Below are 19494 nucleotides of genomic sequence, written 5' to 3'. Positions count from 1 at the left end.
TCGATGAGAAATGACGTGGCAAGATGTAAGCCGCCGACCGGCGGCTCACAACCTTATTCCGCGGAAGCGGCAGCCACCTTCAGCGAGCCACCGGCCTTTTCGACGGCCTCGATGGCCGACTTGGAGGCACCGGTGACTTCGATGGTCACGGCAGAGGTGATCTCGCCCTTGGCCAGAACGCGGATGCCGTCCAGCTTGCGACGGACCAGGCCGGATGCGACCAGCACGTCCTCGGTCACGGGCGCCTTGGCGTCGATCTTGCCGGCTTCGATGAAGGCGGCGATCAGGCCCAGGTTGATGACGGCGAATTTCTTGCGGTTCGGCTTGTTGAAGCCACGCTTGGGCAGACGCTGGTAGAGGGGCATCTGGCCGCCCTCGTAGCCCTTGATGGCCACGCCGGAACGGGATTTCTGACCCTTGATACCACGGCCACCCATCTTGCCCTTGCCGGAGCCCGGACCACGGCCAACACGCGTGCGTTTCGGGGATGCGCCCGGATTGTCGCGGAGTTCGTTCAGTTTCATTGCGCTTCTCCTTGCCGGAAACACCCCCGAAGCGGATGGGATGAACACGGCTTTTCTTGGTTGCTTTTCACGCGACCCGATTCTGATAGCCGGGCCACCGGGCGCGTATACGGGGAAGCCCTGCGCGATGCAAGGCTCGCGGCATCTTCCACGCCCGCCCGCAGGCAGCAGCTGAGGCTTTATGTCACAGCCCTGTCATGGGTGCCCCGCGGCCCCCCTCGGGGCCTTCTTCGCCCTTCGCCACCCTGGCCGACTCGGCCCTAGCAGCGCGCCTCCAGCGCATTGCTTCCGTCCGCGGCGCGCACGCCGACGCTGAAGGGGCTCTGGTTGTTGCAGATCGTCAGGGTCAGATCCGCCTTGCCGATCGCGCCGCGCTGGCTGCTTACGCCGACCCCCACGGTGCCGTGCACCTCACCCGCCATGGGGCGGGGCGCCGGATCGGGCCGGGGTGGGGCCGCACAGGCGGACAGGAGCAGGCAGCTCAGCAGTATCGCGGTTCGGGGCATCGGGGTCTCCTGCAATGCGGGGACGCTGATACGGGGCCCGGCGCGGGTCAAGCCCGGAGCGAGGGGCCATGGCATCTGGGCGTCGCGCCGCCTGTGGCGCATTTGCAAAGATGGCAGATGAAATACGCCGCGATTTACATTCCCATTAACAGGGTACGCGCTTTGCCAAAAGAATGGCCCATTAAAGAAATTGACCCACAAGGATTAATACATGCCCCAGGTTCGCCGCCCTGCCCTTCTTTCCCTGCTGCTGACCCTCTGCCTCATGCTGGCCGGCCCCGCCACGGCGGGCTCGGTCGAGATCCTGCTGAAGAACAGGGGGAAGGAGCCGGTGCAGGTCTTCTCTGCGATCATGGAACCCTCTGCCGGCGGCATGCGCATGGTGATCGAGGGCTGGACCCTGGTGCCCGGCAAGCGCACCCGCAAGATCAAGAGCACCAGCAACACCGCCCGCTTTGCCATCGGCTTCGTGACCGAGGGCGGTTTCCATCCGCTGGCCCTGGAAGGCGGCAACGAGTTCAGCACCGGCTTTCCCATGATGGTGCCGGTGAAACCCGGCCAGGACTTCAAGATCACCTATACCGATCCGAACACGCGCTTCCCCGAAGGCTATGTGGCAGCCGCGGTCTCTGAACCGATGAAGGTGCCGGCCAACGGGCGCTACCAGTTCAACCTGAACATCAACTTCGACAGGGGCGAGTTCGAGCCGGTGCCCTTCCTCGACCCAAATGCCCGGCCGATCCGCGACATGATGCAGTTCAGGTAAGGCGGGACGCACCGCCATCTCCGTGACGGCGCGCGGGCCAGCTGGGTAGCCCCGCCCCCGAATGCAAAACGCCCCGGCCTTGCGACCGGGGCGTTTCGTCATTTCACTGTCCGTGAAGGGAGGCCTCAGGCCTTCTCTTCGACGATCTCCACCAGGTGGGGGATCTTGCGGATCATGCCGCGGACCGAGGGGGTGTCCTCGAGCTCACGGGTGCGGTGCATCTTGTTCAGACCCAGGCCGATCAGCGTCTGACGCTGGATGGCGGGGCGACGGATCGGAGAGCCGATCTGCTTGACGACGATGGTTGCCATGTTGAAACCTCCTTACGCCTCTTCTGCGACCTGCGAGGAAGCGGCGGGCGCTTCGTCACGGGACGGCAGGATGTCGGCGACCTTCTTGCCACGACGCTGAGCCACCTGACGCGGGGAAGATTCCTTGGTCAGGCCGTCCAGGGTGGCGCGGATCATGTTGTAGGGGTTCTGCGAACCGATCGACTTGGCGACCACGTCTTGGATGCCGAGCATCTCGAACACGGCACGCATCGGACCACCGGCGATGATACCAGTACCCTGGGGAGCGGTACGCATGACGACCTTGCCGGCACCGTGACGACCTTCGATGTCGTGGTGCAGGGTGCGGCCCTCTTTCAGGGGAACGCGGATCATCTGACGCTTGGCTTGCTCGGTGGCCTTGCGGATGGCCTCGGGGACCTCCTTGGCCTTGCCCTTGCCGAAGCCGACGCGGCCCTTCTGATCGCCCACGACGACGAGCGCGGCGAAGCCGAAACGCTTACCGCCCTTGACGGTCTTGGACACACGGTTGATCGCTACCAGGCGATCTGCGAATTCCGGTGCTTCGTCGCGGTCGCGGCGGCCCCGGTTGTCATCTCTTGCCATGAGGCAATTCCTTCACTTCTGGGCGTGTCCACTGACCGCCCTGGTTATCCAATCCAGGTGAGGCGCGAGCTGATCGGCGTCTCCCGGATCATCGGGGCTTCGCGGGGAAACCCTCTCTCGAGTGGCGAGGTGACCCCCGCCCTACGAAGACGTCCGCCCCGAGAGGCGAACGTCGAAAGCTTGAAACCGTAGGGCGGGGTTGCACCCCGCCGCCACGATCAGATCTTCAGGCCGCCTTCGCGGGCTGCGTCTGCCAGGGCCTTGATCGAGCCGTGGAACAGGAAACCGCCACGGTCGAAATAGGCTTCTTCGACACCGGCCTTCTTGGCACGCTCGGCAATCGCCGCGCCGACCTTGGTGGCCGCCTCGACGTTGTTCTTGCCGACGAAGCCCAGATCCTTCTCCATGGAGGAGGCTGCAGCCAGGGTCACGCCCTGCACGTCGTCGATCAGCTGAACGCTGATGTTCTTGTTCGAACGGTGCACCGACAGGCGCACACGGCCTGCGTTGACCTTGCGAAGCTTGTTCCGGACGCGCAGACGGCGCTTCAGAAACAGGGTACGTTTCGTATTTGCCATTTGTCTGGTCCTTACTTCTTCTTACCTTCCTTGCGGAAGATAAATTCGTCCTTGTACTTGATACCCTTGCCTTTGTACGGCTCGGGCTTGCGCCATTCGCGGATGTTCGCCGCGACCTGGCCCACAAGCTGCGGATCGGTGCCTTCGATGATGATCTCCGTCGGCTTCGGAGTGGTCACAGTGACCCCTGCCGGAACCGGGAAGTCGACGTCATGGGACAGGCCCAGGTTCAGCTTGACCGACTGGCCCTGCGCCTGTGCACGATAACCCACACCGTTGATCTCCAGCTCTTTCTTGAAGCCGGTGGTGACGCCGGTGACCATGTTGGCCACACGGGTACGCGACATGCCCCACTGCTGGCGCGCGCGCTTCGAGGTGCCGCGCGGGGTGACGGTGACAGCGTTGTCTTCGACAACGATGTTCACATCATCCGTAGCGGTGAAGCTGTGCGTGCCCTTCGGGCCCTTCACTTCGACGGTCTGACCCGAGACACTGGCGGTAACGCCAGAGGGCAGCTCGACCGGTTTCTTACCAATACGAGACATTCCAGACCTCCTTAGAAGACCGTGCAGAGAACTTCGCCACCAACATTGTTGGAGCGAGCCGCTGCATCGGACATGACGCCCTTGGGCGTGGAGACAATCGACACACCCAGGCCCTGACGGACCTGCGGGATGTCCTTGACGCCCATGTAAACGCGACGGCCGGGGGTCGAAACCCGCTTCAGTTCGCGAATGACAGGTGCGCCTTCGTAGTACTTCAGGCTGATTTCCAGGGTCGGGTGACCGTTGGCATCAGTGCCCTTCTCGTAGCCGCGGATGTAGCCTTCGTCAGCCAGCACGTCCAGGACCCAGCCACGCAGTTTGGATGCGGGGGTGGAGACGGTGGACTTGCCGCGCAGCGACGAGTTGCGGATCCGGGTGAGCATATCGCCGATAGGATCGTTCATAATCTATGCCCTCCTTACCAGCTCGATTTCACGAGGCCGGGAACGTAACCGTTCGAGCCAAGTTCGCGCAGCATGATACGGGACACCTTCAGCTTACGGTAGTAAGCGTGGGGACGGCCGGTCAGCTGGCAGCGGTTGTGCAGACGGGTCGCGGAAGAGTTCCGCGGCAGTTCTGCAAGCTTCAGGGTGGCGCGGAAACGCTCTTCCATCGGCTTGTCCTGGTCGTAGATGACCTCTTTCAGTGCAGCGCGCTTGGCAGCGTACTGGGCAACCAGACGCTCCCGCTTCTTCTCGCGCTCGATCATGGATTTTTTAGCCATATCTAAATCTCCCTCGCGCGATCAGCTGTTGAAGGGCATGTTGAAAGCTTTCAACAGCGCCTTGGCTTCTGCGTCGGTGGCGGCGGTGGTGCCGATGACGATATCGATGCCCCAGACTTCATCGACCTTGTCGAAGTTGATCTCGGGGAAAACGATGTGTTCCTTGATGCCCATGGCGTAGTTGCCGCGACCATCGAACGACTTGCCGGGCACGCCGCGGAAGTCGCGGATACGGGGCATGGCGATCGTGATCAGGCGATCGAGGAATTCGTACATGCGGTCGCCACGCAGGGTGACCTTGGCGCCAAGCGGCATGTCTTCACGGACGCGGAAGCCAGCGATGGACTTCTTTGCCTTGGTGATGAGAGCCTTCTGGCCGGCGATCTGGGTCAGGTCTTCCTGAGCCGACTTCGCCTTCTTGGAGTCCTTAACGGCCTCCGCACCACAACCGATGTTCAGAACGATCTTGTCCAGACGCGGGATCTGCATGTCGTTCTTGTAGCCGAATTCTTCCTTCAGGGCGGCACGGATGCTGTCCTTGTAGGCGGCCTTCAGGCGCGGGGTGTAGTTCGCGGTATCAAGCATCGATCACGTCCCCCGTGGTCTTGGCGTAACGAACCTTCTTGTCGCCTTCAACTTTGAAGCCGACGCGGGTCGCCTTGCCGTTGGCATCGACGATAGCCAGGTTCGAGAGAGCGATCGGCAGAGCCTTGGGCAGACGGCCGCCCTGGCTTTGCTGGGTCGCACGGGTGTGGCGGACGGCCATGTTCAGGCCTTCGACAACGGCTTTGCCTGCCTTCGGATCAACCGAGGAGATCTCGCCGGTCTTGCCCTTGTCCTTGCCGGACAGGACGATGACCTTGTCGCCTTTTTTGAGTTTCGCAGCCATCAGAGCACCTCCGGAGCCAGCGAAATGATTTTCATGAAGTTCTTGGCGCGCAGCTCGCGAACAACCGGTCCGAAGATACGCGTACCAACGGGTTCGTTGTTGTTGTTGAGGATGACGGCGGCGTTGCGATCGAAACGGATCGCGGTGCCGTCTTCGCGACGGACTTCCTTGGCGGTGCGCACGACGACGGCCTTACGGACGTCACCTTTCTTCACGCGGCCGCGCGGGATGGCTTCCTTGACGGAGACGACAATGATGTCGCCGACCGAAGCGTACTTACGCTTGGAACCACCCAGGACCTTGATGCACTGAACTCGGCGTGCGCCGGAGTTGTCAGCGACATCCAGATTGGTCTGCATCTGGATCATGTGGTTTCTCCCGACCTTTGGGGGTTGTTCTGGTTAGACCCCCCAGGGTTTCGACGGGAGGCCGGGGCTCAGTTAGCCGCGGCCTCGTGCTCTGCATGACGCTCTGCATCCAGCTTCTGCTGGAGCTTGGCGTGCTCTTCGCGCTCGATACGATCGGCTTCGATCATCTCGGCGGTCATCACTTCCCAGCGCTTGGTCTTGGACTTGGGGGCGCATTCACGAATGCGGACCATGTCGCCAACCTTGAACTGGTTGTTCTCATCGTGAGCCCGGTACTTCTTGGACTTACGGATGGTCTTCTTCAGAACCGGGTGCGTGAAGCGACGTTCGACGGACACGGTAACGGTCTGGGCATTGGCGTCAGAGGTGACGGTGCCACGAAGGATACGTTTGGGCATTCGAAAGCTCCTTATTCGCCAGCTGCTTCAGCAGCTTTTTCGTTCAGAACGGTCAGCACGCGGGCCGCGTCACGACGGGCCTTACGCATCTGCGCAGCGTTCTCGAGCTGGCCGGTGGCCTGCTGGAAACGAAGGTTGAATTGGGCTTTCTTCAGCTCGGCCAGCTCTTCACGGAGCTGATCCGGAGTCTTCTCGCGAAGCTCGTTGGCGCTCATGGGCGCTTCCTTTCCTTCCTTGCACCGGCGGGCCCCCCAGGGGGTAACCCGCGAATCCGGTGGGTTATGTAGAACAATGAGCGCTGCCAATACGCCCGAACGCCCTGCGGGTCAACACAGAAAGGGCAAAAAGCCCGAAGCCGGGACGTGGCGTCCCCGAGTGCAGCCCCCGGGGCGGTCCTACGGGCGATCCTGCGCGGGCGTCTCCTCGGCCAAGGCCCGGGCCAGCCTGGCGCGCAGGGGGCCCAGGTGCCGGTTGGCGCCGGTCACCGCCTCGTACACGTCGGGCGCATCCCCTGTCACCATGGAAAGCGCCTCCATCATCAGCTCGAAGGAGCGCGTCCGGATGCGCGGCGTGGGTCCCATCCCCGCCATGGCGCGGCCCAGCAGATGCGTCAGCCCCTGGCTGAGCGCCGCCTGGGCGTCATGTTCTTCGGGACTGGCGATGATGACCCGCAGCCCGTGCCGGCCCCGCAGATGTGCCGCCAGCCGCCGCCAGCCCTGCCCCCTGAGCGGACAGAGCACCAGCTGCGCCCCGGCAATCCCCCGCGCCGCGCTCGCCGGGCCGAACATGGGATGAGAGCCGATCAGCTCCACCGCCTCGGGCAGCAGGGATCGCATCAGCCGCGCTGGTTCTTCCTTCACCGAACAGGTGTCGATCACCAGCTGACCTGGCCGCAGGAGCGGTGCCAACTGCCGCAGCAAGCCTGGCAGCGCCGCCAGCGGCACGGCCAGCAGCAGGATATCGGCGCGCGCCGCCTCCTCCGGCGGCACGCTCGGGTAGCCCGCCGCCACGACCTCGGCCTGCCGCGCCGGATCGCAGATGACAAGGGAGGTCTCGGTAGCCAGCAGCGGGGCCAGCAGGCGGCCAAAGGCGCCGAAACCGAAGAGAGCAAGGGATGGGGGGCGTGACATGGGTCCTGATCCTGAGAGAGAGGAGGCCAGGGTCCGGTGTCGTGCGAGGGGGTCCGGTCTACCGCTGGCTTGGGTGCAGCGGAGACAAGGTGACGGGTCCGCTGTTAATACAGCGGGTAATAGGCTTGAGCGATAAAGGCGGCCTGATGCGTCATGCCCTTGGGGTAGCCGGGGCGGGCGCGGGGGTCAAGGGCTCAGCCCTCGACCGCGCGCTTCATCTCTTCGGCGAACTCGCGGCGCAGCTTCTTGCGGATCTTCGCGGCGCTCAGGCGCTTCTCTTCCTCTTCGGTCAGCACCTGCAGCTCGGGCACCTCGACCGGGCTGCCCTGGTCATCCACGGCCACCATTGTGAAGTAGCACGAATTGGTGTGCCGCGAGCGGCCCGAGCGGATCTCCTGCGCCTCCACCCGGATACCGATCTCCATCGAGGTGCGGCCGGCGTAGTTGACGCTGGCGCGGAAGGTCACCAGCTCGCCCACGTTGATCGGTTCCTTGAACATCACCTGGTCGACCGAGAGCGTCACCGCATACTGGCGCGAAAAGCGCGAGGCACAGGAGAAGGCCACGCGGTCGAGCAGGTTCAGCAGCGCCCCGCCGTGCACCTTGCCGCTGAAGTTGGCCATGTCGGGGGTCATCAGGACGGTCATGTCCAGCTTGCGGGGGTCCATGGGGTGCTCCGGTCTTGCTTGCTGTCCCCATATTCGGGGCTTCCCCCGCGGGGTCCAGAGCAGAGCGCCGCCACAAGTCCCCGCGCGTGCGGAGTGTGACAATTCCGGGCATCGCTGCCCGCCGCTGGCGAAGCTCGCGGTAAGGCGCAGGGTGGGTGCGACGCTCCACCGGAGGTTTTGCCCCTTCGGGGATCGGCGGCCTGGGGCTCCGCCCGTTCGCACCTCAAACTCTCCCCCGGAGAGTTTGCCCCTTCGGGGATCGGTGCTCACACCCATTTATAGTTGAAGCTGACCGAGATCCGCTCGTCCTCGGCCATGTTCATCGGCACCTCGTGGCGCAGCCAGCTTTCCCACAGCAGCACGTCACCCACCGAGGGTTTGACGTAGATGAAGGGCTTCAGCTCTTCCCGCGCGCCCTTGGCCCGCGTCGGCGCCGCCATCATCATCGGCAACCGCGGGTCCTCGAGCTTCAGCGCCGAGGTCCCCTCGGGCATCGCCACGTAGGTGGTCCCCGAGATCACCGAATGCGGATGGATATGAGAGCTGTGCGTGCCGCCCTCGGGCAGGATGTTGATCCACAGATCCTCGAGCTCCAGCTTGCCCTCGCCCAGCTCGAACTCCAGGTCCTTGGCAAAGGCCGCCACATGCAGATCCAGCGCCGCCTTCACATCAGCAAAGATCGGAAAGCGCCAGGGCAGATCCGTAAGCGAGGCATAGGAGGTGTAACCGGGATAGTCATTGGCCTCGCACCACTCCTGGCCGGCCTCGTCATCCTCTGCAATGGAATAGCAGGAGGTCTCAAGCTCCTCCGCATCCACGCCCGGCCCCAGCTCGTTCAGGGCAGCGCGATAGAGACGAGTGGCAAAGAGCGAACGGATATCGGACATGGGACAGCCTCGGCAGCTAGGGGTTTCCCCGCCGCCATAGCGCGGCGCCCCGGTCAAGAAAAGCCTCTGCGCCACGCCAGAGCCGGAACCGGCACCTATAAGGGCCTTTCCACCGCGCGCCCAAAAGAAAACCCCCGGCGCATCCGCACCGGGGGTTTCCATTTTCGTAGGGCGGGAGAGATCCCGCCTCCGCTTACCAGTCTTCGCGAACGACGATACGGGTCTTCACGGGCAGTTTCATCGACGCCAGGCGCAGGGCCTCGCGTGCGACGCCCTCGGAGACACCGTCGATCTCGAACATGATCCGGCCGGGCTTGACCTTGCAGGCCCAGTAGTCGACCGAACCCTTACCCTTACCCATACGAACTTCGACGGGCTTCGAGGTGACAGGGGTGTCCGGGAAGATACGGATCCAGACACGGCCCTGACGCTTCATGTGGCGCGTCATGGCACGACGGGCTGCTTCGATCTGACGTGCAGTCACACGCTCGGGCTGGGTGGCCTTGAGGCCATAGGTCCCGAAGTTCAGGTCGGAGCCGCCTTTTGCCTGGCCGTGAATCCGGCCCTTGTGCATCTTGCGGAATTTTGTGCGTTTCGGTTGAAGCATCTTTCTGTCTCCTTACCGGTCGCGATCGCGGCGGCCACCGGCGCCACGAGGGGCCGGACCGTCCTGCAGTTCCTGCGCCTTGCGGTCGCGGGCCTGCGGATCGTGCTCCATGATCTCGCCTTTGAAGATCCAGACCTTGATCCCGATGATACCATAGGGGGTCATTGCTTCGGCGTGCGCATAGTCGATGTCGGCGCGCAGGGTGTGCAGGGGCACACGACCTTCGCGGTACCACTCGGTACGTGCGATCTCGGCACCGCCCAGACGGCCGGCGACGTTCACGCGGATACCCAGCGAGCCCATGCGCATGGCGTTCTGAACCGAACGCTTCATGGCACGACGGAAGGAGACACGACGCTCGAGCTGCTGAGCGATGGACTCGGCAACCAGCATGGCGTCCAGTTCCGGCTTGCGGACTTCGACGATGTTCAGGTGCAGCTCGGAGTCGGTCATCTTGGCCAGCTTCTTGCGAAGCACCTCGATGTCCGCACCCTTCTTGCCGATGATCACGCCCGGACGCGCGGTGTGAATGGTCACACGGCACTTCTTGTGGGGGCGCTCGATGATCACGCGGGCAATGCCGGCCTGCTTGCACTCGGTTTTGATGAACTCACGGATCTTGACGTCTTCCAGGAGAAGATCACCGAAATCCTTGGTGTCGGCGTACCAGCGGCTATCCCAGGTGCGGTTGACCTGGAGGCGCATGCCGATCGGATTGACTTTCTGACCCATTAGGCTTGCTCCTCGACCTGACGCACCTTGATGGTGATTTCCGAGAACGGCTTCATGATCTTGCCATAACGGCCACGTGCCCGCGGACGGCCACGCTTCATCACGAGGTTCTTGCCGACCCATGCTTCGGCGACGACCAGTTCGTCGACGTCCAGGCCGTGGTTGTTCTCGGCATTGGCGATGGCGGACTGAAGGCACTTCTTCACGTCCTGCGCGATACGCTTCTTCGAGAAGGTCAGGTCGTTAAGAGCCTTGTCCACCTTCTTGCCGCGGATCAGCGCTGCCACCAGGTTCAGTTTCTGCGGGCTGGTGCGAAGCATGCGCAGTTTTGCCATTGCTTCGTTGTCTGCCACGCGGCGGGGATTTTTTTCCTGACCCATGACTTACTTCCGCTTCGCTTTTTTGTCAGCCGCGTGACCGTAGTAGGTACGGGTCGGAGAGTATTCACCGAACTTCTGGCCGATCATGTCTTCGGAGACGTTGACGGGGATGTGCTTGTGGCCGTTGTACACACCGAACGTCAGACCCACGAATTGGGGCAGGATCGTCGAGCGACGCGACCAGATCTTGATAACTTCGTTACGACCGCTTTCGCGTGCCGCTTCGGCCTTCTTCAGGACGTAAGCGTCAACGAAGGGGCCTTTCCAAACAGAACGTGCCATATGTTAGCGACCCTTCTTCTTCGCGTGACGGCTACGGATGATGTACTTGTCCGTGGCCTTGTTCTTGCGGGTTTTCGCACCCTTGGTGGGCTTACCCCAGGGGGTAACGGGGTGACGGCCACCAGAGGTACGGCCTTCACCACCACCGTGGGGGTGGTCGATCGGGTTCATGACAACACCACGGACCGACGGACGAATGCCCTTGTGGCGCATGCGGCCGGCTTTACCGTAGTTCTGGTTGGAGTTGTCGGGGTTCGAGACCGCGCCGACGGTGGCCAGGCATTCCTGGCGGACCATGCGCAGTTCGCCCGAGCTGAGGCGGATCTGGGCGTAGCCACCGTCACGGCCGACGAACTGGGCGTAGGTGCCCGCGGCGCGTGCGATCTGGCCACCCTTGCCGGGCTTCAGCTCGATGTTGTGAACGATGGTACCGATGGGCAGGCCCGAGAAGGGCATTGCGTTACCGGGCTTGATGTCGGCCTTGGCCGAAGCAACCACCTTGTCGCCGACAGCCAGACGCTGCGGAGCAAGGATGTAGGCTTTTTCACCATCGACATACTGGATCAGCGCGATGAACGCGGTGCGGTTCGGGTCATATTCGATCCGCAGGACGACGCCTTCGACGTCGAACTTTGCACGTTTGAAATCGACGATCCGGTAGAGGCGCTTAGCGCCACCGCCACGACGGCGGGAGGTGATACGTCCGGTGTTGTTCCGGCCGCCCGACTTCGTCAGACCCTCGGTGAGGGCTTTGACGGGGCGTCCTTTGTACAGCTCCGAACGGTCGATCAGCACCAGCCCGCGCTGGCCCGGCGTCGTCGGCTTATACGACTTGAGTGCCATGCTTTCTGTCTTCCGTTTAGCAAGCGCCGCCTTCGTTTGGCCCGGTGTTTAGTCGGGTCCGGACCACGTCGGGCGGCTATGTAGTGGGTATTTGCCGGGCGGTTGGAAGTACCGCCGCTGACAGACTACCCGGAGTTACAGGGCCCCGAAGGTCCCCAGGCTTCAAACACCCGAAGGCCCCGGAGCGAATCCGGGGCCGTCAGGATTGGGCGCGTATAGCAAGGTGGGGGTGGGGTGGCAAGGGGCAGCCTATAGAACCGCCTCAATCAAGGCACGACCTCAGCGAGGAGCGCCAGATCACCCAAGGAGGCCAGCCAAGAGCCCCCTACTCCGCAGCCCTTTCATCCGCTCCGAACTTAATCTTCGGAAAGTCGTTCGGAAACTTTGAGTGGGCCGCATCCGCAAACTTCTGCACCGCTTCAGTCGTAAAGGGCAAGTCCTGCTCCAATTGCTCACAAACCCCCGCGAGCAAACGATTCAATTGCGCACCACGAGTTTCAAAGCCAGAACGATAGCCTTCAGGTATGATGTCATGCGCAACAGGGCCATCATACTGTCTTTCAAAACCTGAAATGCTGTCTAGCCAGTCCTGAAGCGCAAGGTATTGAATCGTATATAGTCGGTATATTTCGTGAATGTTGGCTGCACGCTGCTCAACTAGGGTTGCCATTTCAAGAATCTGGAAATTCTCCTTAGTTTGGAGAAACCGCAGTTCGGATGAACGAATTCTGTCGGGCTCAAGGAGCTTGCCAGCCACCGGTCCGATATTGAGGAAGGCATCGACCTCGGTGACACCATCTTCCTCTGCTTGCTTGAAATGCGCCTTAATCTGTTGATCAATATTGGCAAGTAAATTGGCCCACTGACACAGTTTATGGAAGGCAGATGTTGCCTCCCCAGCGGAACGCTTTCGGTCAATATCATCTTGACGCTTCCTCTCAGCGACACGCCCTAGCCAGAAAGAGAGGAGGGCCGCTAGCAGAGTTGCAAATCCACCGACCAAAGCCCCAGCCAGACCTGACCAATCCAGCCCCAAGGCATCTAAGGACGCTATCAACGGCAAATTCGGTAACTCCGGTGAAGATTGTGAGAACGGGGGTTGGTGCCATCCAACACAAGCTCATCAGCTAATCCCTAGAATAGCAAGGCTGGCTACTATTGCGCCCCAAACTTCTTGGCGCCAGCGCACTGTAGACTCCCTCCCCTCATCGGCCGTCAGCGGCGAGTCTCCCTAACTGAACAATTGGACAGGCCCCCCTCACCGCCCTTTCCGCACCCCCGTCCACACGGTATGCCGAGCCCCCCTCTTCGTCCGTCCGGCCCTGACCCCCTCTTCCTTCACATCGAAGTTCGCCCGTGCAAAGCGCTTGGCGAACCCTCTACTCGGATGCGCCGACCAGACCGACAGCACGCCGTGGATCGTCAGCGACCGGTGCGCCGCCGCCAGCCCGCTCTCTCCGTAAAGCACGTCATTGCCGTCCCGCGTCAGCCCGTCCGGGCCGTTGTCCACGTCCAGCAGGATCATGTCCCAGCCGGCGGTGACCGAGGCGATCTCCTCCGCTACGTCGCCAGCGCGCAGCTCAACGCGGGGGTCCGAAAGGCAGTCTCCGAAGACCTCCGCCATATCATCGCGCGCCCAGCCGATCAGCTCGGGCACAACCTCTGACACGACGATCTGCGCGTCCGGCGGGGCCAGCTCCTGGGCGGCGCGCAGGGTGAAGCCCATGCCGAGCCCTCCGATCAACACCCGGGGTGCCGGGCGGGCGCCGAGGCGGTCGAAGGAGAGTGTCGACAGCGCGATCTCGGACCCGCCGAGGCGCGAGTTCATCAGCTCGTTGCCATCGCCGAGGCGGATGGAATACTCGGTCCCGCGCCGGAAGAGGCGCAGGATGTCGCCTTCGGGCGCGCGCGCCGTGGCCAGTTCTTCCCAGGGGATCATGGGTGCCTCCGTTCAGGCAGCGGGCCAGACGCGGCCTGCCAAAGGAAAAGCCCCCCGCCTTGCAGCGAGGGGCCATGTCACTTGCCGTAGGGTGGGAGCTAACCCACCGCCACGATCACAGACCGGTGGTCACGTCGATCGTGTTGCCCTCTTCGAGGGTCACATAGGCCTTCTTGACGTCCTTGCGCTTGCCAAGGGTGCCACGGAAGCGCTTGACCTTGCCCTTGGTGACGGTCGTGTTGACGGCCTTCACCTTGACATTGAAGAGAGCCTCGACGGCTTCCTTGATCATCGGCTTGTTGGCGTCGATCGAGACTTCGAAGACGACGGCGTTGGCTTCGGAAGCCATGGTCGCTTTCTCGGTGATGATCGGCTTGCGGATCACGTCGTAATGTTCTGCCTTGGCACTCATTTCAGGCGAGCCTCCAGAGCTTCGACAGCCGACTTGGTGAGCACCAGGGTGTCACGCTTCAGGATGTCGTACACGTTTGCACCCATCGTCGGCAGGATATCCAGGCCTTCGATGTTGGCGGCGGCGCGGGCGAAGCCCTCATTGACGGCGGCGCCGTCGATGATCAGAGCGCGCTTCCAGCCCAGGTTTGCAACCTGCTTGGCCAGTGCGGCGGTCTTGCCCTCGGACTCGGCGTTCTCGATGATGACCAGCGAGCCGGACTTCACCTTGGCCGAAAGGGCGTGCTTCAGACCCAGCTTGCGGAACTTCTTCGTCAGGTCGTGGCCATGGCTACGCGGGGTCGGGCCCTTGTAGATACCACCCTTGCGGAAGATAGGCGCCTTGCGGGAGCCGTGGCGTGCGCCGCCGGTGCCCTTCTGGCGATAGATCTTCTTGGTCGAGTAGGACACTTCCGAACGGCCGAGGACCTTGTGGGTCCCTGCCTGTGCCTTGTTACGCTGCCAGCGGACAACGCGGTGCAGGATGTCTGCACGGGGCTCCAGGCCGAAGATCTCGTCGCCGAGATCGACAGAACCGGCAGCCGAGCCGTCCAGTTTGATCACGTCGAGTTTCATTCGTCGCCTTCCTTCTTCTCGGCCTCAATGTCGGCCTCGGCCTCTTTGAGAGCGGCTTCCTCAGCGGCGGCTGCTTCGGCTGCGGCTGCCTCTTCGGCGGCCTTGGCTTCGGCTTCTGCGGCGGCGGCGGCTTCTTCAGCCAGACGCTTGGCTTCCTCGGCGGCGGACTTCAGGGCGGCCGGCAGAATGGCGTTCTCGGGGAACGGCTTCTTGACGGCGTCCTTGACGGTCACCCAGCCACCCTTGGAGCCGGGAACGGCGCCCTTGATGAAGACCAGGCCACGCTCGCTGTCGGTCTTGACGACCTGCAGGTTCTGCGTGGTGACGCGGACGGCACCCATGTGGCCCGCCATCTTCTTGCCCTTGAACACCTTGCCGGGGTCCTGACACTGGCCGGTGGAGCCGTGCGAACGGTGGCTGATCGACACGCCGTGGGTGGCGCGCAGGCCGCCGAAGTTGTGGCGCTTCATGCCACCGGCGAAACCTTTACCGATCGAGGTGCCCGACACGTCGACGAACTGACCTTCGAAGTAATGGTCGGCGGTGATTTCCTCACCGACGCCGATCAGGTTGTCGGGGTCCACGCGGAACTCGGCAACCTTGCGCTTGGGCTCGACGTTGGCCGCGGCGAAGTGGCCACGCATTGCTTGGCTGGTGCGCTTGGCCTTGGCGGTGCCGGCGCCCAGCTGGACGGCGGTGTAGCCATGGTCGTCAGAGGTACGCTGAGCCACAACCTGGAGGTTCTCCAGTTGCAGGACAGTAACGGGGATCTGCTTGCCGTCTTCCATGAAGAGACGGGTCATGCCGACCTTTTTAGCGATGATACCGGAACGGAGCATCAGTTGGACCCTCCTTAAACCTTGATCTCGACATCCACGCCGGCGGCGAGGTCGAGCTTCATCAGCGCGTCCACCGTCTGCGGGGTCGGATCCACGATATCCAGGAGCCGCTTGTGGGTGCGGATCTCGAACTGGTCGCGGGATTTCTTGTCAACGTGAGGGCCACGGAGAACCGTGAACTTCTCGATCTTGTTGGGCAGCGGGATCGGGCCACGGACGGTTGCGCCGGTGCGCTTCGCCGTGTTCAGGATTTCCTGCGTGCTGGAATCCAGAACGCGGTAATCGAATGCCTTCAGCCGAATGCGAATGGTTTGGCTCATTTTGATAGCCTTTCGCGGCATTGGAGTTGATAGGACGAACAGGGCTCTTCCCTGTCCCTCGTCGAACCCTACGGCGGACCCTGAAAAAACAGGGCGGCCCGCCGTTTGGAATTGGCGCGGGATAGTCGCTTCCGGACGTGCTGTCCAGAGGCTTTTTCCCTTTCTGGACCGATAAGAGAGACGGCGGGGTTTTCCCCCGCCGTTTCAATCGGTTGCGATGGCAGGGTGGGATCTCTCCCACCCTACGCAGTCGCGCAGTCGATTACTCGACGATCTTCGAGACGACGCCGGAGCCGACGGTACGGCCACCTTCGCGGATAGCGAAGCGCAGACCATCTTCCATGGCGATCGGAGCGATCAGTTCCACGGCGAACTTCAGGTTGTCGCCGGGCATGACCATCTCGGTGCCCTCGGGAAGGGTCACGGTGCCGGTCACGTCGGTGGTCCGGAAGTAGAACTGCGGACGGTAGTTCGCGAAGAACGGCGTGTGACGGCCACCTTCGTCTTTGGTCAGGATGTAGACCTCGGCTTCGAACTTGGTGTGCGGCTTCACGGAACCCGGCTTGCAGAGAACCTGGCCACGCTCAACGCCTTCACGGTCGATACCGCGCAGCAGGGCGCCGATGTTGTCGCCGGCTTCACCACGGTCCAGCAGCTTGCGGAACATTTCCACACCGGTGCAGGTCGTCTTCTTGGTGTCGCGGATACCAACGATTTCCAGTTCGTCGCCGACGTTCACGACGCCACGCTCGACACGGCCGGTCACAACGGTACCGCGGCCGGAGATCGAGAACACGTCTTCGATCGGCATCAGGAAGGGCTGGTCAACGGCACGTGCCGGCTGCGGGATGTACTCATCCACGGCGGCCATCAGTTCCTTGATCTTGTTCTCGCCGATCTCGGGGTCACGGCCTTCCATTGCGGCCAGAGCCGAACCTGCGATGACGGGGATGTCGTCGCCGGGGAAGTCGTAAGCCGACAGCAGTTCGCGGATTTCCATCTCGACGAGCTCGAGCAGCTCTTCGTCGTCGACCTGGTCAACCTTGTTCATGAACACGACCATGGCGGGGATACCCACCTGGCGGCCCAGCAGGATGTGCTCGCGGGTCTGCGGCATCGGGCCGTCAGCTGCGTTCACAACCAGGATCGCGCCGTCCATCTGGGCAGCACCGGTGATCATGTTCTTCACGTAGTCGGCGTGGCCGGGGCAGTCGACGTGCGCGTAGTGACGGTTCTCGGTCTCGTATTCCACGTGGGCGGTCGAGATGGTGATACCGCGAGCCTTCTCTTCCGGCGCGCCGTCGATCTGGTCGTAGGCGCGGAAGTCACCGAAGTACTTCGTGATCGCCGCCGTCAGCGTCGTCTTGCCGTGGTCAACGTGACCGATCGTGCCGATGTTGCAGTGCGGTTTGCCGCGCTCAAACTTTTCCTTTGCCATGATGGCCTCCTAGTCTTTCTGGCGGTGCGTACAGGCACGCACCCTACAAGTGGGTAGGGCGCGGGGTTCCCCCCGCACCGCTGCTTATGCGTATTTCGCCTGGATCTCGTCAGAGATGTTCTGCGGGACCGGGTCGTAGTGGTCGAACTGCATCGTGAACTGCGCGCGGCCCGAGGACATGGAGCGCAGGTTGTTGATGTAGCCGAACATGTTGGCCAGCGGGACGAAAGCGTCGATGGCCACGGCGTTGCCACGGGGCTCCTGACCGGAGACCTGGCCACGACGGGAGGTCAGGTCGCCGATGATCGAACCGGTGTATTCTTCCGGGGTGATCACTTCGACCTTCATCATCGGTTCCAGCAGCTTGGCGCCAGCTTTGCGCATGCCTTCACGCATGCACATACGGGCGGCAATCTCGAATGCCAGGACCGAGGAGTCGACGTCGTGGAACTTGCCGTCGATCAGCTGAACCTTGAAGTCGATGACCGGGAAGCCAGCCAGCGGACCGGAGTCCATGACCGAGTTGATCCCCTTTTCGACGCCCGGAATGTATTCCTTGGGCACCGAACCACCGACGATCTTGGACTCGAAGGAGTAACCTTCGCCCGGCTCGGTCGGCGAGATGATCAGCTTCACTTCACCGAACTGACCCGAACCACCCGACTGCTTCTTGTGGGTGTAGGTGTGCTCGACCTCGTGAGAGATGGTCTCACGATAAGCAACCTGCGGGGCACCGATGTTGGCTTCGACCTTGAATTCGCGCTTCAGGCGGTCGACCAGGATGTCCAGGTGAAGTTCGCCCATGCCCTTCATGATGGTCTGACCGGACTCGAGGTCGGTCTCGACGCGGAAGGAGGGGTCTTCAGCTGCCAGACGGGCGAGGCCGGCCGACATCTTTTCCTGGTCGTTCTTGGTCTTCGGCTCAACCGCGATCTCGATGACGGGATCGGGGAAGGTCATGGTTTCCAGAACCACCTGGGCGTTGGCTGCGCAGAGCGTGTCGCCGGTGGTGGTTTCCTTCAGACCTGCCAGCGCGATGATGTCGCCGGCGAATGCCTCTTCGATCTCTTCACGGTCGTTGGAGTGCATCATCATCATACGACCGATGCGCTCTTTCTTGCCCTTGGTCGAGTTGACGATCGAATCGCCCTTCTTCAGCACGCCGGAGTAGATCCGGGTGAAGGTCAGGGAGCCAACGAAGGGGTCGTTCATGATCTTGAACGCCAGGCCAGCGAAGGGTGCCGAGTCATCTGCCGAACGGGCGATGTTACGGGTTTCCGTTTCATCGTCCGGCGAGAAGCCCATGTAGGCAGGCACGTCGAGGGGGCCGGGCAGGAAGTCGATCACGGCGTTCAGCAGGGGCTGGACGCCCTTGTTCTTGAACGCGGAACCGCCCAGGACCGGAACGAAGGACAGCGACAGCGTGCCCTTGCGGATCAGCTTCCGCAGGGTCGGCACGTCGGGCTCTTCGCCTTCCAGGTAGGCTTCCATCGCGTCGTCGTCCATTTCGACGGCGTTCTCGATCATGTTGGCGCGCCATTCGTCGGCCAGATCTTTCAGCTCGTCACGGATCGGCTGGCGAACCCAGCCGGCGCCCAGGTCGTCGCCCTTCCACACCCATTCTTCCATGGTGATCAGGTCGATGGTGCCTTCCAGCTGGTCCTCTGCACCGATCGGCATGCCGACGGGAACGGGGGTCGCACCGGTGCGGTCCTTGATCATCTTCACGCAGTTGAAGAAGTCGGCGCCGATCTTGTCCATCTTGTTGACGAAGACGATACGCGGAACCTTGTAGCGGTCAGCCTGACGCCACACGGTCTCGGTCTGCGGCTCAACGCCGGCGTTACCGTCCAGAAGGCAGACCGCACCGTCGAGAACCGCCAGCGAACGCTCGACTTCGATGGTGAAGTCGACGTGGCCGGGGGTGTCGATGATGTTGAAGCGGAACTTCGTGTCGGACGTGCCATCCGCGGTGGGATCTTCCTGCCACTGCCAGAAAGTGGTGGTCGCAGCGGACGTGATCGTGATCCCGCGCTCCTGCTCCTGCTCCATCCAGTCCATGGTGGCGGCGCCATCGTGGACTTCGCCGATCTTGTGGGAGCGGCCGGTGTAGTAGAGGATACGCTCGGTCGTGGTGGTCTTGCCGGCATCGATGTGGGCCATGATGCCGAAGTTACGATACCGTTCGAGCGGATAGTCGCGTGCCATG

Annotated in this window: 29 protein-coding genes and 1 pseudogene; 1 reads left to right on the top strand and 29 read right to left on the bottom strand. The window is 62.4% G+C overall.

Annotated elements, in window-relative coordinates:
- Positions 1-53: 53 nt before the first annotated feature.
- The gene (gene rplO / locus CRO50_RS08625) at positions 54-524 is read right to left on the bottom strand and encodes a 50S ribosomal protein L15 (RefSeq protein ID WP_097145502.1); all 471 of its coding nucleotides are present in this window, start codon (positions 522-524) and stop codon (positions 54-56) included.
- A 260-nt stretch (positions 525-784) separates the two neighbouring features.
- Positions 785-1030, bottom strand: coding sequence for a hypothetical protein (locus CRO50_RS08620; RefSeq protein WP_097145501.1), 246 nt, complete (start codon positions 1028-1030; stop codon positions 785-787).
- Positions 1031-1241: 211 nt separating this feature from the next.
- Here CRO50_RS08620 and CRO50_RS08615 point away from each other — a divergent pair, with 211 nt between their 5' ends.
- Entirely contained in the window at positions 1242-1796 is a 555-nt protein-coding gene (locus CRO50_RS08615; protein WP_097145500.1) for a hypothetical protein, read from the top strand.
- 125 nt (positions 1797-1921) lie between these two features.
- Here the strand turns inward: CRO50_RS08615 and rpmD are convergent, their stop codons facing one another.
- The 27 genes and pseudogenes from rpmD to fusA all read right to left on the bottom strand — a co-directional run bounded on the left by rpmD (position 1922) and on the right by fusA (position 19493).
- A complete protein-coding gene (gene rpmD, locus CRO50_RS08610; protein ID WP_097145499.1) occupies positions 1922-2107 on the bottom strand; it encodes a 50S ribosomal protein L30 in 186 nt (61 codons plus the stop codon).
- A gap of 12 nt (positions 2108-2119) precedes the next feature.
- On the bottom strand, positions 2120-2692 hold the full coding sequence (gene rpsE / locus CRO50_RS08605; RefSeq protein ID WP_097145498.1) for a 30S ribosomal protein S5: 573 nt from the start codon (positions 2690-2692) through the stop codon (positions 2120-2122).
- Positions 2693-2910: 218 nt separating this feature from the next.
- Positions 2911-3270, bottom strand: coding sequence for a 50S ribosomal protein L18 (rplR, locus tag CRO50_RS08600; RefSeq protein WP_097145497.1), 360 nt, complete (start codon positions 3268-3270; stop codon positions 2911-2913).
- An 11-nt stretch (positions 3271-3281) separates the two neighbouring features.
- Positions 3282-3815 (bottom strand): 50S ribosomal protein L6, encoded by a 534-nt coding sequence (gene rplF / locus CRO50_RS08595; protein ID WP_097145496.1) that lies wholly within the window; start codon positions 3813-3815, stop codon positions 3282-3284.
- An 11-nt stretch (positions 3816-3826) separates the two neighbouring features.
- Positions 3827-4219: a 30S ribosomal protein S8 gene (gene rpsH, locus CRO50_RS08590; protein ID WP_097145495.1), complete on the bottom strand. Its 393-nt coding sequence runs from the start codon at positions 4217-4219 to the stop codon at positions 3827-3829.
- Positions 4220-4233: 14 nt separating this feature from the next.
- Complete coding sequence (rpsN, locus tag CRO50_RS08585) at positions 4234-4539, bottom strand: 30S ribosomal protein S14 (protein WP_097145494.1); 306 nt, start codon at positions 4537-4539, stop codon at positions 4234-4236.
- A gap of 21 nt (positions 4540-4560) precedes the next feature.
- Complete coding sequence (rplE, locus tag CRO50_RS08580; protein WP_097145493.1) at positions 4561-5124, bottom strand: 50S ribosomal protein L5; 564 nt, start codon at positions 5122-5124, stop codon at positions 4561-4563.
- Positions 5117-5428, bottom strand: coding sequence for a 50S ribosomal protein L24 (rplX, locus tag CRO50_RS08575; protein ID WP_097145492.1), 312 nt, complete (start codon positions 5426-5428; stop codon positions 5117-5119). The genes rplE and rplX overlap by 8 nt, the downstream gene beginning before the upstream one ends.
- Positions 5428-5796: a 50S ribosomal protein L14 gene (gene rplN, locus CRO50_RS08570; RefSeq protein ID WP_005621870.1), complete on the bottom strand. Its 369-nt coding sequence runs from the start codon at positions 5794-5796 to the stop codon at positions 5428-5430. Before rplN ends, rplX begins: the two co-directional genes overlap by 1 nt.
- Before the next feature lie 170 nt (positions 5797-5966).
- A pseudogene (rpsQ, locus tag CRO50_RS08565) lies at positions 5967-6194 on the bottom strand (30S ribosomal protein S17); the annotation flags it as partial.
- An 11-nt stretch (positions 6195-6205) separates the two neighbouring features.
- On the bottom strand, positions 6206-6409 hold the full coding sequence (gene rpmC / locus CRO50_RS08560) for a 50S ribosomal protein L29 (protein WP_097145490.1): 204 nt from the start codon (positions 6407-6409) through the stop codon (positions 6206-6208).
- A 180-nt stretch (positions 6410-6589) separates the two neighbouring features.
- Positions 6590-7324, bottom strand: a complete 735-nt coding sequence (locus CRO50_RS08555) for a prephenate dehydrogenase/arogenate dehydrogenase family protein (RefSeq protein ID WP_097145489.1) — start codon at positions 7322-7324, stop codon at positions 6590-6592.
- Between the two features lie 194 nt (positions 7325-7518).
- The gene (locus tag CRO50_RS08550; RefSeq protein WP_097145488.1) at positions 7519-7992 is read right to left on the bottom strand and encodes an acyl-CoA thioesterase; all 474 of its coding nucleotides are present in this window, start codon (positions 7990-7992) and stop codon (positions 7519-7521) included.
- 266 nt (positions 7993-8258) lie between these two features.
- Positions 8259-8879 (bottom strand): 2OG-Fe(II) oxygenase family protein, encoded by a 621-nt coding sequence (locus CRO50_RS08545; RefSeq protein ID WP_097145487.1) that lies wholly within the window; start codon positions 8877-8879, stop codon positions 8259-8261.
- A gap of 193 nt (positions 8880-9072) precedes the next feature.
- Positions 9073-9486, bottom strand: coding sequence for a 50S ribosomal protein L16 (gene rplP / locus CRO50_RS08540; protein WP_097145486.1), 414 nt, complete (start codon positions 9484-9486; stop codon positions 9073-9075).
- 12 nt (positions 9487-9498) lie between these two features.
- Positions 9499-10218 (bottom strand): 30S ribosomal protein S3, encoded by a 720-nt coding sequence (gene rpsC / locus CRO50_RS08535; RefSeq protein ID WP_097145485.1) that lies wholly within the window; start codon positions 10216-10218, stop codon positions 9499-9501.
- Positions 10218-10598 carry a 50S ribosomal protein L22 gene (gene rplV, locus CRO50_RS08530; protein WP_097145484.1) on the bottom strand — a complete coding sequence of 127 codons (381 nt, stop codon included), beginning with the start codon at positions 10596-10598 and terminating at the stop codon, positions 10218-10220. Before rplV ends, rpsC begins: the two co-directional genes overlap by 1 nt.
- Before the next feature lie 3 nt (positions 10599-10601).
- Positions 10602-10880: a 30S ribosomal protein S19 gene (rpsS, locus tag CRO50_RS08525; protein ID WP_008281873.1), complete on the bottom strand. Its 279-nt coding sequence runs from the start codon at positions 10878-10880 to the stop codon at positions 10602-10604.
- A 3-nt stretch (positions 10881-10883) separates the two neighbouring features.
- Positions 10884-11723, bottom strand: a complete 840-nt coding sequence (gene rplB, locus CRO50_RS08520; RefSeq protein WP_097145483.1) for a 50S ribosomal protein L2 — start codon at positions 11721-11723, stop codon at positions 10884-10886.
- Positions 11724-12048: 325 nt separating this feature from the next.
- Complete coding sequence (locus CRO50_RS08515; protein ID WP_097145482.1) at positions 12049-12786, bottom strand: hypothetical protein; 738 nt, start codon at positions 12784-12786, stop codon at positions 12049-12051.
- 195 nt (positions 12787-12981) lie between these two features.
- Positions 12982-13662, bottom strand: coding sequence for a polyamine aminopropyltransferase (locus CRO50_RS08510; protein ID WP_097145481.1), 681 nt, complete (start codon positions 13660-13662; stop codon positions 12982-12984).
- Positions 13663-13777: 115 nt separating this feature from the next.
- Positions 13778-14074, bottom strand: a complete 297-nt coding sequence (locus CRO50_RS08505) for a 50S ribosomal protein L23 (RefSeq protein ID WP_097145480.1) — start codon at positions 14072-14074, stop codon at positions 13778-13780.
- Entirely contained in the window at positions 14071-14688 is a 618-nt protein-coding gene (rplD, locus tag CRO50_RS08500) for a 50S ribosomal protein L4 (protein WP_097145479.1), read from the bottom strand. The genes CRO50_RS08505 and rplD overlap by 4 nt, the downstream gene beginning before the upstream one ends.
- Positions 14685-15527: a 50S ribosomal protein L3 gene (gene rplC / locus CRO50_RS08495; protein ID WP_097145478.1), complete on the bottom strand. Its 843-nt coding sequence runs from the start codon at positions 15525-15527 to the stop codon at positions 14685-14687. Before rplC ends, rplD begins: the two co-directional genes overlap by 4 nt.
- Before the next feature lie 14 nt (positions 15528-15541).
- Complete coding sequence (gene rpsJ / locus CRO50_RS08490) at positions 15542-15868, bottom strand: 30S ribosomal protein S10 (RefSeq protein WP_179747236.1); 327 nt, start codon at positions 15866-15868, stop codon at positions 15542-15544.
- A gap of 241 nt (positions 15869-16109) precedes the next feature.
- A complete protein-coding gene (gene tuf / locus CRO50_RS08485) occupies positions 16110-17285 on the bottom strand; it encodes an elongation factor Tu (RefSeq protein ID WP_097145459.1) in 1176 nt (391 codons plus the stop codon).
- A gap of 84 nt (positions 17286-17369) precedes the next feature.
- Positions 17370-19493, bottom strand: a complete 2124-nt coding sequence (gene fusA, locus CRO50_RS08480) for an elongation factor G (RefSeq protein ID WP_097145477.1) — start codon at positions 19491-19493, stop codon at positions 17370-17372.
- Position 19494: the final 1 nt, after the last annotated feature.

The sequence above is a fragment of the Pseudooceanicola antarcticus genome (assembly GCF_900215355.1).
Taxonomy (GTDB): Bacteria; Pseudomonadota; Alphaproteobacteria; order Rhodobacterales; family Rhodobacteraceae; genus Pseudooceanicola; species Pseudooceanicola antarcticus.
Note: the sequence above shows the minus strand (reverse complement) of the source record. Positions and strands in the feature narration are given on the sequence as shown.

Excerpts from the sequence above, each read along its gene's own strand:
- fusA (WP_097145477.1), bottom strand. The coding sequence starts at position 19,493 with ATGGCACGCGACTATCCGCTCGAACGGTATCGTAACTTCGGCATCATG.
- rplV (WP_097145484.1), bottom strand. The coding sequence starts at position 10,598 with ATGGGTCAGGAAAAAAATCCCCGCCGCGTGGCAGACAACGAAGCAATG.
- rpsJ (WP_179747236.1), bottom strand. The coding sequence starts at position 15,868 with ATGCCGCGAAAGGCTATCAAAATGAGCCAAACCATTCGCATTCGGCTG.
- rplN (WP_005621870.1), bottom strand. The coding sequence starts at position 5,796 with ATGATCCAGATGCAGACCAATCTGGATGTCGCTGACAACTCCGGCGCA.
- rpsH (WP_097145495.1), bottom strand. The coding sequence starts at position 4,219 with ATGAACGATCCTATCGGCGATATGCTCACCCGGATCCGCAACTCGTCG.
- CRO50_RS08510 (WP_097145481.1), bottom strand. The coding sequence starts at position 13,662 with ATGATCCCCTGGGAAGAACTGGCCACGGCGCGCGCGCCCGAAGGCGAC.
- tuf (WP_097145459.1), bottom strand. The coding sequence starts at position 17,285 with ATGGCAAAGGAAAAGTTTGAGCGCGGCAAACCGCACTGCAACATCGGC.
- rpsC (WP_097145485.1), bottom strand. The coding sequence starts at position 10,218 with ATGGGTCAGAAAGTCAATCCGATCGGCATGCGCCTCCAGGTCAACCGC.
- rplX (WP_097145492.1), bottom strand. The coding sequence starts at position 5,428 with ATGGCTGCGAAACTCAAAAAAGGCGACAAGGTCATCGTCCTGTCCGGC.
- CRO50_RS08505 (WP_097145480.1), bottom strand. The coding sequence starts at position 14,074 with ATGAGTGCCAAGGCAGAACATTACGACGTGATCCGCAAGCCGATCATC.
- rpsS (WP_008281873.1), bottom strand. The coding sequence starts at position 10,880 with ATGGCACGTTCTGTTTGGAAAGGCCCCTTCGTTGACGCTTACGTCCTG.
- rplE (WP_097145493.1), bottom strand. The coding sequence starts at position 5,124 with ATGCTTGATACCGCGAACTACACCCCGCGCCTGAAGGCCGCCTACAAG.
- rplR (WP_097145497.1), bottom strand. The coding sequence starts at position 3,270 with ATGGCAAATACGAAACGTACCCTGTTTCTGAAGCGCCGTCTGCGCGTC.
- rplO (WP_097145502.1), bottom strand. The coding sequence starts at position 524 with ATGAAACTGAACGAACTCCGCGACAATCCGGGCGCATCCCCGAAACGC.
- rplD (WP_097145479.1), bottom strand. The coding sequence starts at position 14,688 with ATGAAACTCGACGTGATCAAACTGGACGGCTCGGCTGCCGGTTCTGTC.
- rplF (WP_097145496.1), bottom strand. The coding sequence starts at position 3,815 with ATGTCTCGTATTGGTAAGAAACCGGTCGAGCTGCCCTCTGGCGTTACC.
- rplB (WP_097145483.1), bottom strand. The coding sequence starts at position 11,723 with ATGGCACTCAAGTCGTATAAGCCGACGACGCCGGGCCAGCGCGGGCTG.
- rplC (WP_097145478.1), bottom strand. The coding sequence starts at position 15,527 with ATGCTCCGTTCCGGTATCATCGCTAAAAAGGTCGGCATGACCCGTCTC.
- rpmD (WP_097145499.1), bottom strand. The coding sequence starts at position 2,107 with ATGGCAACCATCGTCGTCAAGCAGATCGGCTCTCCGATCCGTCGCCCC.
- CRO50_RS08545 (WP_097145487.1), bottom strand. The coding sequence starts at position 8,879 with ATGTCCGATATCCGTTCGCTCTTTGCCACTCGTCTCTATCGCGCTGCC.
- CRO50_RS08550 (WP_097145488.1), bottom strand. The coding sequence starts at position 7,992 with ATGGACCCCCGCAAGCTGGACATGACCGTCCTGATGACCCCCGACATG.
- CRO50_RS08555 (WP_097145489.1), bottom strand. The coding sequence starts at position 7,324 with ATGTCACGCCCCCCATCCCTTGCTCTCTTCGGTTTCGGCGCCTTTGGC.
- CRO50_RS08620 (WP_097145501.1), bottom strand. The coding sequence starts at position 1,030 with ATGCCCCGAACCGCGATACTGCTGAGCTGCCTGCTCCTGTCCGCCTGT.
- rplP (WP_097145486.1), bottom strand. The coding sequence starts at position 9,486 with ATGCTTCAACCGAAACGCACAAAATTCCGCAAGATGCACAAGGGCCGG.
- rpmC (WP_097145490.1), bottom strand. The coding sequence starts at position 6,409 with ATGAGCGCCAACGAGCTTCGCGAGAAGACTCCGGATCAGCTCCGTGAA.
- CRO50_RS08615 (WP_097145500.1), top strand. The coding sequence starts at position 1,242 with ATGCCCCAGGTTCGCCGCCCTGCCCTTCTTTCCCTGCTGCTGACCCTC.
- rpsE (WP_097145498.1), bottom strand. The coding sequence starts at position 2,692 with ATGGCAAGAGATGACAACCGGGGCCGCCGCGACCGCGACGAAGCACCG.
- rpsN (WP_097145494.1), bottom strand. The coding sequence starts at position 4,539 with ATGGCTAAAAAATCCATGATCGAGCGCGAGAAGAAGCGGGAGCGTCTG.